The following is a 15,433-nucleotide window of genomic DNA, read 5'->3' as shown; positions in this document are numbered from 1 at the left end:
CGTGGTTACACGTAATACATAGGGCGCCATTACCCGGTGACACTTTCAAATTCAGTGCACTCATGCTGAATTTGAAGGTTACACATTCCGATTTAAGCCACAGACTTCAATGCCTGTTTTATAGTTCACTTTGTATAAAGCAGATAGCGTGCCAAATATTTAAATCAAATAAAATCAGCATCTTAATGGTATTTGTCGTGTTTTGGGGAGGGGGGCTTATGCACCAAGTTGGTGAGTCACTGCTTTATCGAAGTGCATTGGACGATGAATAGCGATATTGGCATTTTTTAGTCGGGAGAACTGAGCTGCCAAGGAACACGAGTGTATATGCGCTTGGTTGATATGCGAGTTCACACAATAAAAGTAAGGGATATGAGAACCATGTCACAAATAAGTATTTGCTAATTTTCGTCTATAAACTAGCGCTTAACTGTTTAATTGGTGATGTATGTCACATTGTAATCTTTTGACACGGTAACATTGATACAAGGTGGACATTTTATCCGGTCAAAATGTCCATATATGTTTTTGTATAATTTAGTTTAAATATCTATTTATTGTTTAATTTAAGGTTTAATAATCCGGTTAATCTAATAAAATCAGGTGTAAATTCTTTCGGTGATTAAATGTGATAATTATCACATGTCGTTATTTGTTATTTGAAGTCATTTTTATAGATACTCGTGCCATGAGTTTAGACAAGGCTAAAACTCAAGCCTGCGGCACACTCGCCGCAGTAGGAAAGCACATAAAAAGAGAGTGTGTGAAATGACAATGAACAGACGACAGTTTTTCAAACTCTGTGCCGCAGGAGCTGCAACTTCTGCCATCTCTGCACTGGGCTTGATGTCTGAAAAGGCATTTGCTGCAGTAAGAGAATTTAAACTGCTCAGAGCTAAAGAGACACGCAACAACTGCTGCTATTGTTCTGTGGGTTGTGGCTTGTTGATGTACAGCCACAGCAGCAACGGAAAAAATGCTGAGCAACACATCTTCCACATTGAAGGTGATGCAGATAACCCAATCAACCGCGGTGCATTATGTCCTAAAGGCGCTGGGTTGGTGGATTATGTTAACAGTCCACACCGCCTGAAATACCCTGAAGTACGTAAACCAGGCAGCAATGAATGGCAACGTATTAGCTGGGATGAAGCGTTCAAACGTATCGCACGTTTGGTGAAAGACGAACGTGATGCCAACTTGGTGGAGAAAAACGCCAAGGGTCAAACCGTTAACCGTCTGACCAGCCTCGGGATGATGACCTCATCAGCGCAAGCGAACGAAGGTTGTTTTGTTACCCATAAATTTGGTCGTGCCATTGGTATGCTGGGCTTAGATAACATCGCCCGCGTATGTCACGCACCAACGCCTGCTGCGATGGCACCGACCTTTGGTCGTGGTGCGATGACCAACCACTGGGCCGATATGAAAAATACCGACCTCGCGATTGTGATGGGCGGTAATGCGGCAGAAGCGCATCCGGTTGGCTTTGGTTGGGTAACTGAAGCGATGGAACACAACAATGCGCGCTTGATCGTGGTTGACCCTCGTTTCAACCGCAGTGCGGCAGTGGCTGATACCTACGCACCTCTGCGTTCCGGTACTGATATCGCCTTCCTGCTGGGTATGATCCGTTACCTGCTTGAGAAAAAACAGATCAACGTTGAATACGTGAAAGCCTACACCAACGCGCCGTTTATCGTGCGGGAAGACTTTGACTTCAACGAAGGCCTGTTCAGTGGTTTTGATGACACCACTAACACCTATGACCAATCTTCTTGGTTCTATGAGTTGGATGACGATGGCTACGCCAAAGTTGACCCAACCATGACCCACCCACGTTGTGTATTAAACCTGTTGAAAAAACACGTTGATCGCTACGATCCAGACACAGTATCTAGCATCACTGGTACGCCAAAAGAAGCTTACTTGGATGTGTGCCAACAAATTGGTGCCACTCACGTAGACAACAAAGCGGCCACCTTCCTGTATGCACTGGGCTGGACCCAACACAGTGTGGGTGCACAAAACATTCGTACCATGGCGATGATCCAGTTGCTGCTGGGTAACATGGGTATCATGGGCGGTGGTGTGAACGCGCTGCGTGGCCACTCCAACGTACAAGGCGCGACCGACTTAGCACTGCTGTGCCAAGGTCTGCCAGGTTATTTGAAACTGCCAAACGACGCCGATATCAACCTTGAAGCCTATTTGAACCACTACACACCAAAAGCGTTGCGTCCTGGTTCAACTAACTACTGGCATAACACCCCAGCATTCACCGTATCACTGTTGAAATCTTTCTACGGTGAGCACGCGACTGCTGCAAACGACTTCGGTTATGACTGGTTGCCAAAATGGGACCAACAGTACGATATCAGCAAACAGATCGACATGATGGTGCACGGTGAAGTACACGGTTACTTCATTCAAGGTATAAACACCCTAAACTCTCAGCCAGATAAACAAAAAGTCTCTAAAGGTTTGTCTAACCTGAAGTTCTTGGTGATTCTGGACGCGCTGGCTAACGAAACTTCGAGCTTCTGGCGTAATGCGGGTCAGTTCAACGACGTTGACACTGCCAACATCCAAACTGAAGTATTCCGTCTGCCGACGACTTGTTTTGCTGAAGAAAGCGGTTCTATCGCTAACTCTGGCCGCTGGTTGCAATGGCACTTTAAAGGCGCCAACCCACCGGGTGAAGCAATGTCAGATCCAGCTATTCTGTCTGGCATCATGCTGGAACTGAAACGCTTGTATCGTGAAGAGGGTGGTCGTCTGCCTGAGCCAATCGAAGCCATTAAATGGGATTACGCGATTGAGCACGAGCCAAGCTCAGAAGAGATTGCCAAAGAGATGAACGGTTACGATCTCACCACTGGCAAACTGCTGAACAGCTTCTCTGAATTGAAAGCCGACGGTTCAACCGCTTGCGGTATCTGGATCTACACCGGTCAATGGACCGAAGAAGGCAACATGATGGCCCGCCGCGATAACAGCGACCCATCAGGTAAAGGCATTACCCCTAACTGGTCATTCGCTTGGCCGGCTAACCGCCGCATTCTGTACAACCGCGCGTCTTGCGACGTTCACGGTAAACCACGTGACCCAAGCCGTGTGCTGCTCGAGTACAAAGAAGGCAAATGGCAAGGTATCGACGTACCTGACTTCAACGCCAAGTTGAATGCTGAAGATTCAGCCCATCCATTCATTATGCAAGCGGATGGTACTGGTCACTTGTTTGCGCTGCGTCAGTTGAAAGATGGTCCGTTCCCTGAACACTACGAACCATTTGAATCACCAATCGGTAGCAACCCGCTGCATCCGAAAGTCACTAACAACCCAGTGGCACGTATGTTCCAAGGCTTGCGTGAAAGCTTCGGTACCAGCGAAGAGTTCCCATATGTAGGTACTACCTACTCAATGACTGAGCACTTCAACAACTGGACCACACACTGTCGTTTGGCGGCGATTACTCAGCCACAGCACTTCATCGAAATCGATGAAACCTTGGCGGCCGAGAAAGGCATCGCTAATGGCGATTGGGTGAAAGTGACTTCTAAACGTTCGCACATCATCACCAAAGCGTATGTGACTAAACGTCTACAACCTATGTTGGTACAAGGTAAAAAAGTACACACCATCGGTATTCCGCGCCACGGCAGTTATGAAGCGCTGACGCAAAAGAGTTATATCGTCAATGAGCTGACCTCAGCAGTGGGTGATGCCAACACGCAAACTCCTGAATACAAAGCATTCCTTGTGAATATTGCGAAAGCGGAGGGCTTCTAATTATGGCTTCTCAAGATATTATCCGCCGCTCAGGTACTACCGATATCACGCCGTCTGCGCAAGCGCGCACCGGTGCGGTAAAAGAAGTAACTAAGCTGTTTGATGCCACTAAATGTACTGGCTGTAAAGCGTGCCAAGTGGCGTGTTCTGAATGGAACGACCTGCGTGATGAAGTCGGGACTTTCCAAGGCAGCTACCAAAACCCAATGCAGTTGTCGCCAGAAAGCTGGAACATCATGCAATACCACGAAGTGATGGATGACAACAAACTGCGCTGGCAGTTTACCCACACCGCCTGTATGCACTGTGCTGACCCAGCTTGTTTGAAAGCCTGTTCTACCGGCGGCGCTATCGTGCAACACGCCAACGGTACGGTGGATTTCGATTCAGACAAATGTATCGGTTGTGGTTATTGCGCCAGTGCCTGTCCGTTCAACGTGCCAAAAATCAGCAAAACAGATAACAAAGCCTACAAATGTACTTTGTGTTCTGACCGCTTGGCCGTGGGTTTGGAACCATCATGTGTGAAAACTTGTACTGTGGGCGCACTGCGCTTTGGTACTCGCGAAGACATGCTGTTCTACGCAGAAAAACGTGTCGCGCAACTGAAAGAACGCGGTCACAAAAACGCGGGTCTGTATAACCCAGACGGCGTAGGTGGCACCCACTACATGATGATCCTACACGACATCAACAAGCCAGAAACTTACGGTATGCCAGCAGATCCTGTCGTACCTGCAGCAACTGAAATCCGTCAAGATTGGCTGAAACCATTGGGTACCGCTGGCTTGCTGGCGACCGCAGGTTTCGCACTGATGCACCGTATCGCGGTAGGCCGCAACATTGTTGAGGAAGATCAGCCAGGCTATGTTGACGCCGCCGCTGAAACCGAGGAGGACAAACAATGAGTAACAACAAAGAGTTGATTGTTCGTCACAAACTCATTGACCGTCTGTGTCACTGGACCATTGTGTTTGTCGGCTTAGTGACCTTTTTAACTGGGTTTTCATTCTTCTTTCCATCGTTCCAATGGTTGAGTGGCATTGTGGGCACGCCGCAACTGGCAAAAATCATGCACCCGTTCTTCGGTATCGTGATGGTTGCATTGCTGGCGGTGATGCTGATGCGCTACTACGGCCATAACAAATGGAACAAGTATGATCTGCCATGGATGAAAGCTGTGGTGTGGGTACTGCTGCAAAAAGAAGACAACATTCCACCTGTCGGTCACTACAACCCAGGTCAAAAAATGTTGTTCCGCTCATTCGTGATTTTCGTTATCGCGTTCATCGTGACCGGCATCATGATGTGGCAACCCTACTTTGCGCCAATGTTCGCACCTGAAACGGTGAACTGGGCAACCCTGATCCACTCAGCTTGCGGCATATTGATGCTGATTGCGCTGGTGGTTCACGTGTGGATGGCATGCTGGATTGAAGGTTCTATCACCGGCATGTTGTACGGCAAAGTGTCAAAAGCTTGGGCCCGTAAACACCACCCAATGATGTTAGAAGATCACGAGGATAAATAATCATGACCATTGCCAGCGAGATTCCATTAAGCTTTGCCGATAAATCCCCTTTGGCGATCAAGCCGGTTATTGCCGCAGATCAGCAAGCGGTTTATCAGCACCGTGCAGAGCGGCTAGCCAAGCTAGCTGAGGATTCGCCGCTGGCAGATTATTTAACGCTGTGCGTCAGCTTGGTATCAACCCAGCAAACCCTTTGCGATACCGACATGGGGCCAGCACCTGAGGTCAACGTGAATCAGGCGATGCCGCTGCAAGGTCACGGGAGCAACCAGTACTGGATTGTGCAATTACAGCTGTTGCTAACCCAGTTACTGGACAAAGTGCCAAGCAGTATTTCGCCTGTAGTAAAACGGTTAATGTGCCAAACGCCGGAGCAGTTGCAAAAGTGGGGCAACTGCTTATGGCGTGGCCATTTTAGCCAAGTTCCAGCCGAGTATCGTTTGTTCATATGGGCCGCACTGGCGGTGTACTGGGGCCATTGGGCGCCTGCAGTTATCGCACGTATGGATGTGAATCAGATCAAGCAGCAAACCAAGTGTCCGGTATGCGGTAGCCATCCAGTGGCCAGCGTGGTGGTGGATAAACCCCGCGAAGGTCTGCGCTACTTGCATTGCAGCTTGTGTGATAGTGAATGGCATTACGTACGGGCGCACTGCACTAGTTGTAATCAGTCAAAAGCCGTGGAGTTATGGTCGTTTGAGTCGCATCAAGCGCCGATCCGCGTTGAAAGCTGCGACGATTGTGACGGGTACACTAAGATGTTGTTTTTAAACCTTGCGCCACAAATGGACGCCGTTGCAGATGACTTAGCCTCTATGGGCTTGGATGCTAAGTTAGCTGAAAAAGGCTTCCACGCAACCACGGTGAACCCACTGCTGTTAGCAGATGAGGTGGCACCTTAATCCTTTGCAAAACTCCATTGCAACAAACTGTTGTAACCATCAGTTGTAACAGTCCATTGTAACCAAAGCGCGGTTCCATATTTGCCATGACAAAAAATACTACTCCTTTGTCATGGCTTTTTTCTTTCTGGTGCTAACTAACTTTCTGCCGCTATTCGATGCGCACTCGTTGCTGTCGAAGCTTACAGGGCCAACAGCTGCAGCTTACTCGCCAACGCAAATAGGCCGTTACTTCGCGATGGGCTAAGCTGCCCGGCCAAGCCAAGTTCGGCAAAGTATTGCTCCGGCATAAACGCCGCAATTTCAGCGCTGGATTTACCGTTCGTTTCTGCCAGCAGCAACACAATCAAACCTTTGACGATGCGCGCTTCACTGTCCGCCAGATAGAAGTGCTGGCCGTCGATTTCACAGTGATACAACCATGCGGCACTTTCACAACCATCAACTCGCGCGTGTTCCGTTTTCAACGAATCTTCCAATATCGGCAGCAGTTTGCCCAGTTGCATCAGCAAGCGGTATTTGTCTTGCCAGTTACTGGCCTGCGCCAGTTTATCGCGGGCGCTCAGTAGCTTATCTTGCTGCTGATAAAAGGCGCTAAATTGCGCCGCGGGCAGGATGGGTAACGCGTCAGTCACGATTAAAAATCCTCATTCAGCAGTTCAAGGGCTTGCTTCAGCGCCGCTAAAAACTGCTGAATATCTTGCTCGTTAGTGTAGATGCCAATGGATGCGCGGCAGCAACCGCTGAGTTGTAGCAGTTCCATCAACGGCATGGCACAGTGATGGCCGCAGCGAATGGCTACGCCTTGCTGATCTAGCAGCGCGCCAATGTCTTGATGATGTTCACCGCGCACATTAAACGCCACTGCACCGCAGTTATCGCTGTGGGCGCCGTATAACTCGATTTCTGGCAATTGGGCCAAGCCTTGCTGCAGCAGCTGCAGCATGTGTTGCTCATGGGCGTGGCTGTCGTTGTTGGCATGTTGCTTGAGAAACTCAAGCGCCGCGCCAAGGCCAATAATCTCGGCAATCGGCGGTGTGCCCGCTTCTAACCGATGCGGCAGCGCGCCAAAGGTGGTACCGCTGAAACTCACGGTTTTGATCATCTCGCCGCCGGTCAGCATCGGGGTTAACTGTTCGAGTTCGCTGAGCTTGCCCCACAACACGCCAACGCCGGTTGGACCATACATTTTGTGGCCGGAAAACGCATAAAAATCGCAGCCGATGGTCTGCACATCCACGTTTAAGTGAGCAATCGCTTGCGCGCCATCGACCACTGTAATTGCGCCCGCGTGCTTCGCCAGTTGGCAAAGCTGAGCGACATCATTCACGGTGCCGAGCACGTTGGAGACATGACTCAGCGCCACCAGTTTTGGATTGCGCGCGAGCTGGCTTTTAAAGGCTTCGATGTTCAACCGTTGCTGGCTATCCAGCGCAATGGGTTCAACGATTGCGCCAGTGCGCAGTGCCAGTTGTTGCCACGGCACAAGGTTGGCGTGATGGGCGGCGCTATCCACCAAAATCACATCGCCAGCAGTCAAGTGCGGCGTTAAGCCATAAGCCAGCAGGTTGAGTGATTCGGTGGTGCCGTGAGTAAAGATGATTTCTTGTCGTGCGCAAGCATTGATAAAGCTTACCAACTGGTCGCGCACCGCTTCTACGGCGCTGGTGGCGCTGGCAGATAACTGGTAGGAACCGCGATGCACATTGGCATTTTGCTGGCGATAGTAGTTATCCATGGCAGCTATTACGCATTCAGGTTTCTGCGCGGTCGCGGCGGTGTCGAGATAACACAGCGGATAGTCACCTTGGCATAAGGTCAGCAGCGGAAACTGCGCGCGAATAGCAGCGTGGTTCATGGATCAGTGCTCAGCGTTGCAACAAAAGAATAGGCGGCAGATCTTCAAAGATTCTGCCGCCTATTGCAAGGGCTTTAGCCGTGCGTGGCGCGATTCGATTTACGGGCAGGGCAGGCGGAACTCATCGGAAATCTGCTTCAGTGACTGCAACACCTCTTCGTCCAAGGTTAAATCCAGACTGCCGATGTTCTCTTCTAACTGCTGCACGCTGGTGGCGCCGATAATATTACTGCCCACAAAGGGGCGACTGTTAACCCAGGCTAGCGCCAATTGCGCCGGGCTGAGATTGAGTTTTTTCGCCAGCGTGACATAGGCTTCAGTGGCTTTGAGCGCTTGTTGGCTGTTGGTGTAGCGCGAGAAACGTTTAAACAGACTCAGCCGAGCATTATCCGGTTGTTGGCCGTTGAGGTATTTGCCGGTGAGCGTACCAAACGCTAGCGGCGAGTAGGCCAGCAGCGGCAACTCTTCGCGGTGGCTGATTTCACTCATGCCCACTTCAAAGCTGCGGTTCAAAAGACTGTAGGGATTTTGCACCGTGACGATACGCGGCAAGCTGTGTTTTTCTGCCAGTTGCAGATACTTCATTATGCCCCATGGCGTTTCGTTCGACACGCCGATATAGCGCACCTTGCCCATGCGGATCACTTCCGCTAGCGCTTCCAGTGATTCCAGAATCGAGGCTTTGGTTTCGCGGGGATTTTCTGGGTAATACAGCTCGCCAAAAAAGTTGGTATCGCGTTGCGGCCAATGGATTTGGTACAGGTCGATGGTATCGATACCTAACCGTTCCAGCGAGGCATCCACCGCGGCGTGAATATTGTTCCAATCCAACGCCATATCGGGGCGAATATAATCGCAGCGGCCAGGCCCAGCGATCTTAGTGGCGATGATCAGTTTGTCGCGATTTTTACGGCTGCGCAGGTACTCACCCAAAATGGTTTCAGTGGCACCTTGGGTTTCCGGTTTGGGTGGTACTGGGTACATCTCGGCAGTATCAATAAAGTTGATCCCTGCACCAATGGCGCAATCCAGTTGCGCAAATGCGTCCGCCTGACTATTTTGTTGACCCCATGTCATGGTGCCGAGGCACAACTGGCTGACATCAAGGTTGGTATGGGGGATTCGGCGATACTCCATCAAACACTCCCTTTGCTTAGATAGGATCTCAAGCTAGCAAGTTTTTTGAAGGCTGCCCAGTAGCTAAGCGTTTGGCTGGTTTATTTTTATACAGTGACTAATGACATCTGCATCGGAATTTCACAAGCGTTATGGCCAGTATTGCCTAAATGCTGTGGTAGTTCACGAAAGCCTAGATGGCGATACAATCTGAGAGCCTCGGGGAGTAGGTAAGTGGTCTCTAGGTAGATCTTGTCATAGCCGCAGCGGCTGGCGAAATTCATACATAGCTTGCTGATCGCATTTGCTAAACCGCGTCCACGAATTTCGGGTAAAAAATACATTTTTTGCAGTTCGCAGGTATCGTCAAATCCCTGCAGTGCACCTATACCGCAGCCACCCACGATATGGCCTTCTTTTTCCACCACCAAGTAGATATGACGTTCCGGCGCGTATACCGCGGCAAGATTATCCAGAGTGGGATCGGCCACACTGTAGCCTTTATCTGCCGTGAGTTCATATTCAGCAGAAACTGCACGAATCAGCTGAGCGACAGCGGCATTATCGGCAGTGGTCATCGGACGAATGGCAATTGTTGGAGATACACGCCAGCGCCACGCGCTTTTTTCCGGCGTTAGTCCTTTGGGCGGAATTACATGAGAGCGGTCAGGCATCTTGGCTGTTTCTGAACAAGTTTTCACTGAATGAAGCAAAACATAGCCTGCGTTTTCCCCAAGTGCAAGCTGAGCAAATCAATATAGCTCAGCGTAGCGCAATGGTGCTGTCGCCAGAACTAACGCCGCGGTGTAAATACTCTCACGATTTGCATTTCCGTTAGTCAGCAAACCAATAGCGCCGCCAGCCTGTTTGACGTTCACGGTATTAAACAGTGCATCCATGATATCGCCGAGTTCTTGCTCACCGAGTTTGTCGAACACTTGCTGTGGCAATGGCAGGTGTGCAGTACGACCAACGCAAAGCTGTGTGTCGGTGGCAATGGTGACATAGGCAAAGGTCGCTGGGCCTTGTTCAAATAAATCGACCCCACCTTCCATACTCAGATAATAATCAGCTTGATAGTGTTCGCGACACCATTCCACTCGATTAATGGCCCCTAGCTTAGTTTCAGCATCCGTCATCGGTTGATCGGCAACTCCTGACGGGGCGCTGACCGCTTCTACTTCGATACTGGCTTCTGGGTGCAACGTCGCCACAGCCGCTCTTGCGGCATTAATTTTCACCGGGTTATGTGAGCCGACCACAATATGAACTTTATCTGTCATGGCCCATTACTCCGGTTTTTCTTCGAACATTAAATAGTGGCTTTGCTCCATACCTAGCTGTTGGTAGGCTTTTTGAGCAACGTGATTGTCGTGTTCGACATAAAGGCGATAACTAGCCGCACTGCCATTGGCGTCCGCGAGCTGTTTAACCTTCTGATATAAGGCGCGATACAAGCCCTGCCGACGAAAAGCGGGTTTTACGTAGACGCTTTGGATCCAGTAATAGTCTTTGGCGCGCCAGTCACTCCATTCAAACGTGACCATCAATGACGCTGCGATCTCACCTTCATGCTCCGCCACCAGATAAAAGCCGCGCGTGGGTTGTTGCAACAGGGTTTGCACACCGGTGATCAGGGTATCGGCATCTAAGCTTAATCCCTCTGTTTCAAATGCCATGGCCTGATTAAATGCGACAATATCGGCTAAATCCTGTTGGGTTCCCTTACGTATCAACATACTACTGTGTTCTTGGTGATGAGATTTGAATGGCGACAATCTAACAGTGCGCACGCTTGGGTGCAAACTTGAAACCTTGCATTTGGTTATAGCAAATTCTTATTAGACTAAAGTCTATGTCTTTGTATACTTGTATAGTAAACGGACAGTGACCCGCAGGTACGGGAATGTTGTTGATGTAGTCAATCCGGGGCAAAGCTGTGAAAAGAATAGAAGAATCAAGCCAAGCAGATAACCAACTCTTTTGGACCAATATCCTGCACTTTGTGTTGACCACAGTTACTGTCGGTCTGTGGGCGCCTATATGGTGGTGGTCGATTAACCGTGAAGAGATTAAAAAGTCCGGGCTATTCCACCAATTTGATAATGACTACTGGGATTACATCGTCGAACGTGATGAACCGCCAGCAGCTTTGTATCCATTGCGTTTCGACTTAGCGGACGAAATTCGCTTTGATGCCTGAGCAGCTCAATAAATCCAAGTTGTTTCTCTCGATACAATAAAAAAACGCCCAGTTAACGGGCGTTTTTTTATTGTATTCGCGTCAATTGCAGTATCGGATGACGCTTGGCGTCAAGCAAGGTGAGCTTATCATCCTGCATGTGCAGTTGTGTAATTCGTGGCAAGACTTGGCTAAATTGCTGCTCTTGCTGCATCAAGGCATCGACACATGCTTTAAGCGTACCTTGTTCAGCATTGAGATTGAGCTGGTTGCCTTGTAGCTGATAGTGGCCGCCAAACTGATTACAGCTATTGTTACCACTCAGTACACCATCTGCTGAGAAGGCGAGATAAGCCGTACTATAGTTGAGGGTTGCCTGCTGATTGATGGCGTTAATGTGCCATTTTCCAAGCAGATCTGCAGCGAGTTGTGGACCACTAATATTTGACTGACAGGCGCTGATGAGTCCAACCAACGCCATGACGACTACAGCTTTTTGCATGGGACGAAAAATAAATTAAGGCTGGCCGCTAGTTTGGCAATTCTTGTCGCAAAGTAAAAGCGAAAAAGGTGCTTAAAGCACCTTTATTAGGCCTAGGTACAGTTTGTCAGCAACATTGCTATCAATGTTGCTACTCTGTGTCATGTTTAAAGGGAGCAAATTCAGATGATTTGAGCCCGGCCTGAGCACTTTCGAGCATTGGCGCTAATTTGGCAGTGGAGTCTGGGGCGAAGAAGCAGGCACTGGAATCAAGTGTTAGCGGCATTGGCGATTGGGCAAACTGCTTTTCAACGCGACGAATAATATGTTCCAGATCGCGCTCCATATCGATAAACACCAGTAATACAAATTTAGTTTCATCAAAGTGTGCCGCCATATCTGCAGCGCGTAGGGTTCCAAGTAGCAGATTTGCCAGTTCGCGATGACCACGTTCTTGGACCTCTTGCTCGACATCGCCATTTGGCAACAGCTCGAAAAAGATAATGCCGCAATGCGCACCAAAGCGACGACCAAGGTTGAGCTGCCTTGGTGCCATCATGATGAATCCATAACTGTTGAGCATACCTGTGGTTTGATCGCGCATCGACAGTGCTTCAATACGATGGTTTTGGCACAACAATGCCAGATCTTGCTGCAGAAGAATCTGAAACGGCTCCAGCATCATAGGCGACACATTCTGTATTTCGTTTGCATGAGCATTGACGACGCAGAGACAGCCAAATTCAGAACCATCCGGCCAGCTTACCGGGCGTGATAGGATACACAGCGCATTGCTATATTCTTTCGGTAGCTCTTCTGAAACGGTTTTAGTGAGATCGAGATTAAGCCCTTCAACACTACTCGACGTCATTTTTTGTAGGATTGGGCTGTTTAACTCAAACTGCTTACCGGGAGCAAAGCGCAAACCGCTGTCTGCAGCACTGACAATAATTTCAAAACCCGCATCAGTTTTTTGCAGCACAAAAACTTTATCTGCCTGATAATAGTGTTTCATTAACTCGCACTGTTGCATCCAGCGTACGAGGTTGAGTCCGTGGTTGTCTTGTTCCAGCAAACTTCTTCCTGGTTTCACTGTATCGGGCAGCATAAGGTGTTTCGCCTATGTTATTGAGTTACAGGTAAGTGTGGTGATTTTGTTGCTATTTTGCAACTTTATTCCGTAGCTTCACGCTAAAGTGTGTGGCGAGTAGGTTTTTAGGTAATTGGTCGAAAAATTAATATGTTATGCAAGTAAGATGCGCTGATATACATGATGTTGCCGTAATAAAAACGTTGGAAAAGTTAGCCGTTTCAGATGAATTTTCAGATATTGAGCTTCGACACGGCATATCTGGCGACTTTTTTGATGAGCAGCAGTTGAACACGCTGATAAAACAGCGCGCCATTTGGTTGATTTTTGATAACCAAATTGCGCTAGGCTATTTGGTGTTTGCTCGCTTTGAGTTCCACCTGAAAAACCCACTATATAAGCAGCTACAACAGCGATATCAACATGATGAGGTTGCGTTAGACTGGCGCAGTTTGCACGTTTGTGGTCCTGTATGGCTTGATAATCGCGCCAGAGGAACAGGGGCATTTAAGCAACTTTATGATGCTGCCGAGACTGAGGCGAATGGCCAAGTCATTGCCTTGATTGCCGATCATAATGAACGTTCAATTAAGGCGCATTGTCAGCATGCAAAGATGCGCATTGTTGATTTTCAAACACTTGCAGGACGAGACTTCTATCTGCTGTTGGCTGACTAGCTACGTAGGAAATACGCGTTATGGCATCGGAGAAGGCCGAAATGACTCATTTATCATCGCATCAGCGACTCGAATCTAGCTTGGCTCAACTGCAGCAATTGCCGTTATCCAGCTATGATTTAGCGCGATATCTGTTCTCGCAACTGGCGCTAGAACAACGCTCATCCGCAGTGTATGAGGTGAGGCTTGTCGATGCTGAACGGCATCACTTTGCCGTACAACTGGATGATGTTTGGCTGGATTGCGGTGCTGATAATGCGGCAAAGGCGAATCCCAGATTGCTCATGCCATCCCAGTTGGTTGAGCAAATAAGTCAGTTAGAAGTGGTGGCCTTGTCTGAGATGCAATTGCAGTTTATGACGATGGAGAACGCCCATTTTGATCATTGTTATTAGCAAAGTGTTTGCAGGCTGAGCTGAGGATCAGATAAAAATAAAGCCGCATCGCTGCGGCTTTATTTTTTAGCATCGTAGTGACTGTTGAATTACAGGCCTGCGTCTGCTTTCAGGATTTCAACCTTATCGGTTTGCTCCCATGGGAACTCTTCACGCCCAAAGTGGCCATAAGCGGCAGTGCTTTGGTAGATAGGACGAGCCAAATCCAACATTTCAGTCAGGCCATATGGGCGCAGGTCGAAGTGTTGACGTACCAGTTGTACCAATTTGTCTTCAGGCAGTTTACCTGTACCAAAGGTCTCTACGCTGATAGAGGTAGGCTCAGCCACACCGATTGCGTAAGACACTTGGATTTCACAACGGTCAGCCAGACCCGCTGCTACCAAGTTTTTCGCTACATAACGTGCGGCATATGCTGCGCTACGGTCAACTTTTGATGGGTCTTTACCTGAGAACGCACCACCACCGTGACGTGCCATACCACCGTAGGTATCTACGATGATTTTACGGCCTGTCAGACCACAGTCACCCATTGGGCCACCGATAACGAAACGACCGGTTGGGTTGATGAAATATTTGGTGTCTTTGTTCAACCATTCAGCTGGCAGAGTAGGTTTGATGATGGTTTCCATCACGCCTTCTTGCAGCTCTTTCATGGAGACATCTTCGCCATGTTGCGTTGACAACACGATCGCATCGATACCGACAATCTTGCCTTCATCGTAGGCGAAGGTGACTTGTGATTTTGCATCAGGACGCAACCAAGGCAGAATGCCTGCTTTACGTACTTCAGACTGACGTTTTACCAGTGCGTGTGCGTAAGTGATAGGCGCTGGCATCAGCACGTCAGTTTCGTTGTTGGCGTAACCAAACATCAAACCTTGGTCACCGGCGCCTTGCTCTTTTGGATCTTGACGATCAACGCCTTGGTTGATGTCTGGCGATTGCTTACCAATGGCGCTCAGTACCGCACAAGAGTTGGCATCAAAACCCATTTCTGAGCTGGTGTAGCCAATTTCGCGAACGGTTTTACGGGTCAATTCTTCGATATCAACCCATGCAGAAGTGGTGATTTCACCTCCAACCATTACCATGCCAGTTTTGACATAGGTTTCACATGCGACGCGGGCCTTCGGGTCTTGGGCCAGAATGGCGTCGAGCACCGCATCAGAAATCTGATCGGCGATTTTATCTGGATGTCCTTCTGAGACCGACTCAGAGGTAAACAGGTGTCTTGCCATAATAGGGAAAATCTCGTTAGTGAGTGTAACGCGGTAAAAGCAGTTTAGATGCTTTTCCATCTAGACGGCTATTTTAATCAAAATTGGGGCTGATAACACCCCCAATGTCAGAAATTGTGCATTAGCTACTGTGCAAATTATTGAACATTCCGTCGACAGCGGTAATAG

At 48.9% G+C, this 15,433-nt stretch carries 16 protein-coding genes; 7 read left to right on the top strand and 9 right to left on the bottom strand.

What is annotated here, in order from left to right:
- The first annotated feature begins 774 nt into the window (after nucleotides 1-774).
- Genes fdnG through fdhE form a run of 4 tightly spaced genes read left to right on the top strand, consistent with a single transcriptional unit; the run spans nucleotide 775 to nucleotide 6,225 of the window.
- On the top strand, nucleotides 775-3,792 hold the full coding sequence (gene fdnG / locus HR45_RS10145) for a formate dehydrogenase-N subunit alpha (RefSeq protein ID WP_081933448.1): 3,018 nt from the start codon (nucleotides 775-777) through the stop codon (nucleotides 3,790-3,792).
- Nucleotides 3,793-3,794: 2 nt separating this feature from the next.
- Nucleotides 3,795-4,700, top strand: a complete 906-nt coding sequence (gene fdxH / locus HR45_RS10140) for a formate dehydrogenase subunit beta (protein ID WP_037442560.1) — start codon at nucleotides 3,795-3,797, stop codon at nucleotides 4,698-4,700.
- On the top strand, nucleotides 4,697-5,323 hold the full coding sequence (locus HR45_RS10135; RefSeq protein WP_037442559.1) for a formate dehydrogenase subunit gamma: 627 nt from the start codon (nucleotides 4,697-4,699) through the stop codon (nucleotides 5,321-5,323). The genes fdxH and HR45_RS10135 overlap by 4 nt, the downstream gene beginning before the upstream one ends.
- A 2-nt stretch (nucleotides 5,324-5,325) precedes the next feature.
- On the top strand, nucleotides 5,326-6,225 hold the full coding sequence (gene fdhE, locus HR45_RS10130) for a formate dehydrogenase accessory protein FdhE (RefSeq protein WP_037442557.1): 900 nt from the start codon (nucleotides 5,326-5,328) through the stop codon (nucleotides 6,223-6,225).
- A gap of 182 nt (nucleotides 6,226-6,407) precedes the next feature.
- On the opposite strand, the gene HR45_RS10125 is transcribed toward fdhE, so the two are convergent.
- From HR45_RS10125 to HR45_RS10100, 6 genes are all read right to left on the bottom strand, one after another.
- Complete coding sequence (locus tag HR45_RS10125) at nucleotides 6,408-6,860, bottom strand: SufE family protein (protein ID WP_037442555.1); 453 nt, start codon at nucleotides 6,858-6,860, stop codon at nucleotides 6,408-6,410.
- Nucleotides 6,861-6,862: 2 nt separating this feature from the next.
- On the bottom strand, nucleotides 6,863-8,083 hold the full coding sequence (locus HR45_RS10120) for an aminotransferase class V-fold PLP-dependent enzyme (RefSeq protein ID WP_037442553.1): 1,221 nt from the start codon (nucleotides 8,081-8,083) through the stop codon (nucleotides 6,863-6,865).
- Between the two features lie 99 nt (nucleotides 8,084-8,182).
- Nucleotides 8,183-9,220, bottom strand: coding sequence for an NADP(H)-dependent aldo-keto reductase (locus HR45_RS10115; RefSeq protein ID WP_037442551.1), 1,038 nt, complete (start codon nucleotides 9,218-9,220; stop codon nucleotides 8,183-8,185).
- A gap of 86 nt (nucleotides 9,221-9,306) precedes the next feature.
- On the bottom strand, nucleotides 9,307-9,873 hold the full coding sequence (locus HR45_RS10110) for a GNAT family N-acetyltransferase (protein ID WP_081933447.1): 567 nt from the start codon (nucleotides 9,871-9,873) through the stop codon (nucleotides 9,307-9,309).
- Between the two features lie 78 nt (nucleotides 9,874-9,951).
- Nucleotides 9,952-10,482 (bottom strand): inosine/xanthosine triphosphatase, encoded by a 531-nt coding sequence (gene yjjX, locus HR45_RS10105; RefSeq protein ID WP_037442549.1) that lies wholly within the window; start codon nucleotides 10,480-10,482, stop codon nucleotides 9,952-9,954.
- 6 nt (nucleotides 10,483-10,488) lie between these two features.
- A complete protein-coding gene (locus tag HR45_RS10100; RefSeq protein WP_037442547.1) occupies nucleotides 10,489-10,938 on the bottom strand; it encodes a GNAT family N-acetyltransferase in 450 nt (149 codons plus the stop codon).
- A 200-nt stretch (nucleotides 10,939-11,138) separates the two neighbouring features.
- On the opposite strand from HR45_RS10100, the gene HR45_RS10095 reads away from it, so the two are divergent.
- Entirely contained in the window at nucleotides 11,139-11,402 is a 264-nt protein-coding gene (locus tag HR45_RS10095) for a hypothetical protein (protein WP_052074668.1), read from the top strand.
- A gap of 67 nt (nucleotides 11,403-11,469) precedes the next feature.
- Here the strand turns inward: HR45_RS10095 and HR45_RS10090 are convergent, their stop codons facing one another.
- Together HR45_RS10090 and HR45_RS10085 are read right to left on the bottom strand one after the other, a co-directional pair.
- Entirely contained in the window at nucleotides 11,470-11,862 is a 393-nt protein-coding gene (locus HR45_RS10090; protein ID WP_052074667.1) for an META domain-containing protein, read from the bottom strand.
- 151 nt (nucleotides 11,863-12,013) lie between these two features.
- Entirely contained in the window at nucleotides 12,014-12,970 is a 957-nt protein-coding gene (locus HR45_RS10085; protein ID WP_037442541.1) for a GGDEF domain-containing protein, read from the bottom strand.
- Nucleotides 12,971-13,107: 137 nt separating this feature from the next.
- Between HR45_RS10085 and HR45_RS10080 the strand changes: the two genes are divergently transcribed.
- The gene (locus HR45_RS10080) at nucleotides 13,108-13,629 is read left to right on the top strand and encodes a hypothetical protein (protein WP_037442539.1); all 522 of its coding nucleotides are present in this window, start codon (nucleotides 13,108-13,110) and stop codon (nucleotides 13,627-13,629) included.
- A 20-nt stretch (nucleotides 13,630-13,649) separates the two neighbouring features.
- Nucleotides 13,650-14,024: a hypothetical protein gene (locus tag HR45_RS10075; RefSeq protein WP_052074666.1), complete on the top strand. Its 375-nt coding sequence runs from the start codon at nucleotides 13,650-13,652 to the stop codon at nucleotides 14,022-14,024.
- A gap of 89 nt (nucleotides 14,025-14,113) precedes the next feature.
- Here HR45_RS10075 and metK read toward each other — a convergent pair whose 3' ends face one another.
- Nucleotides 14,114-15,265, bottom strand: a complete 1,152-nt coding sequence (gene metK, locus HR45_RS10070) for a methionine adenosyltransferase (protein ID WP_037442806.1) — start codon at nucleotides 15,263-15,265, stop codon at nucleotides 14,114-14,116.
- Nucleotides 15,266-15,433: the final 168 nt, after the last annotated feature.

The organism is Shewanella mangrovi (assembly GCF_000753795.1).
In the GTDB taxonomy this organism is placed as follows: Bacteria; Pseudomonadota; Gammaproteobacteria; order Enterobacterales; family Shewanellaceae; genus Shewanella; species Shewanella mangrovi.
This window is presented reverse-complemented; position numbering and strand designations above follow the sequence as displayed.

Coding starts and splice junctions, on each gene's coding strand:
- HR45_RS10115 (WP_037442551.1), bottom strand. CDS start 9,220: ATGGAGTATCGCCGAATCCCCCATACCAACCTTGATGTCAGCCAGTTG.
- fdnG (WP_081933448.1), top strand. CDS start 775: ATGAACAGACGACAGTTTTTCAAACTCTGTGCCGCAGGAGCTGCAACT.
- HR45_RS10090 (WP_052074667.1), bottom strand. CDS start 11,862: ATGGCGTTGGTTGGACTCATCAGCGCCTGTCAGTCAAATATTAGTGGT.
- yjjX (WP_037442549.1), bottom strand. CDS start 10,482: ATGACAGATAAAGTTCATATTGTGGTCGGCTCACATAACCCGGTGAAA.
- HR45_RS10075 (WP_052074666.1), top strand. CDS start 13,650: ATGGCATCGGAGAAGGCCGAAATGACTCATTTATCATCGCATCAGCGA.
- HR45_RS10120 (WP_037442553.1), bottom strand. CDS start 8,083: ATGAACCACGCTGCTATTCGCGCGCAGTTTCCGCTGCTGACCTTATGC.
- fdxH (WP_037442560.1), top strand. CDS start 3,795: ATGGCTTCTCAAGATATTATCCGCCGCTCAGGTACTACCGATATCACG.
- HR45_RS10135 (WP_037442559.1), top strand. CDS start 4,697: ATGAGTAACAACAAAGAGTTGATTGTTCGTCACAAACTCATTGACCGT.
- metK (WP_037442806.1), bottom strand. CDS start 15,265: ATGGCAAGACACCTGTTTACCTCTGAGTCGGTCTCAGAAGGACATCCA.
- fdhE (WP_037442557.1), top strand. CDS start 5,326: ATGACCATTGCCAGCGAGATTCCATTAAGCTTTGCCGATAAATCCCCT.
- HR45_RS10110 (WP_081933447.1), bottom strand. CDS start 9,873: ATGCCTGACCGCTCTCATGTAATTCCGCCCAAAGGACTAACGCCGGAA.
- HR45_RS10080 (WP_037442539.1), top strand. CDS start 13,108: ATGCAAGTAAGATGCGCTGATATACATGATGTTGCCGTAATAAAAACG.
- HR45_RS10085 (WP_037442541.1), bottom strand. CDS start 12,970: ATGCTGCCCGATACAGTGAAACCAGGAAGAAGTTTGCTGGAACAAGAC.
- HR45_RS10100 (WP_037442547.1), bottom strand. CDS start 10,938: ATGTTGATACGTAAGGGAACCCAACAGGATTTAGCCGATATTGTCGCA.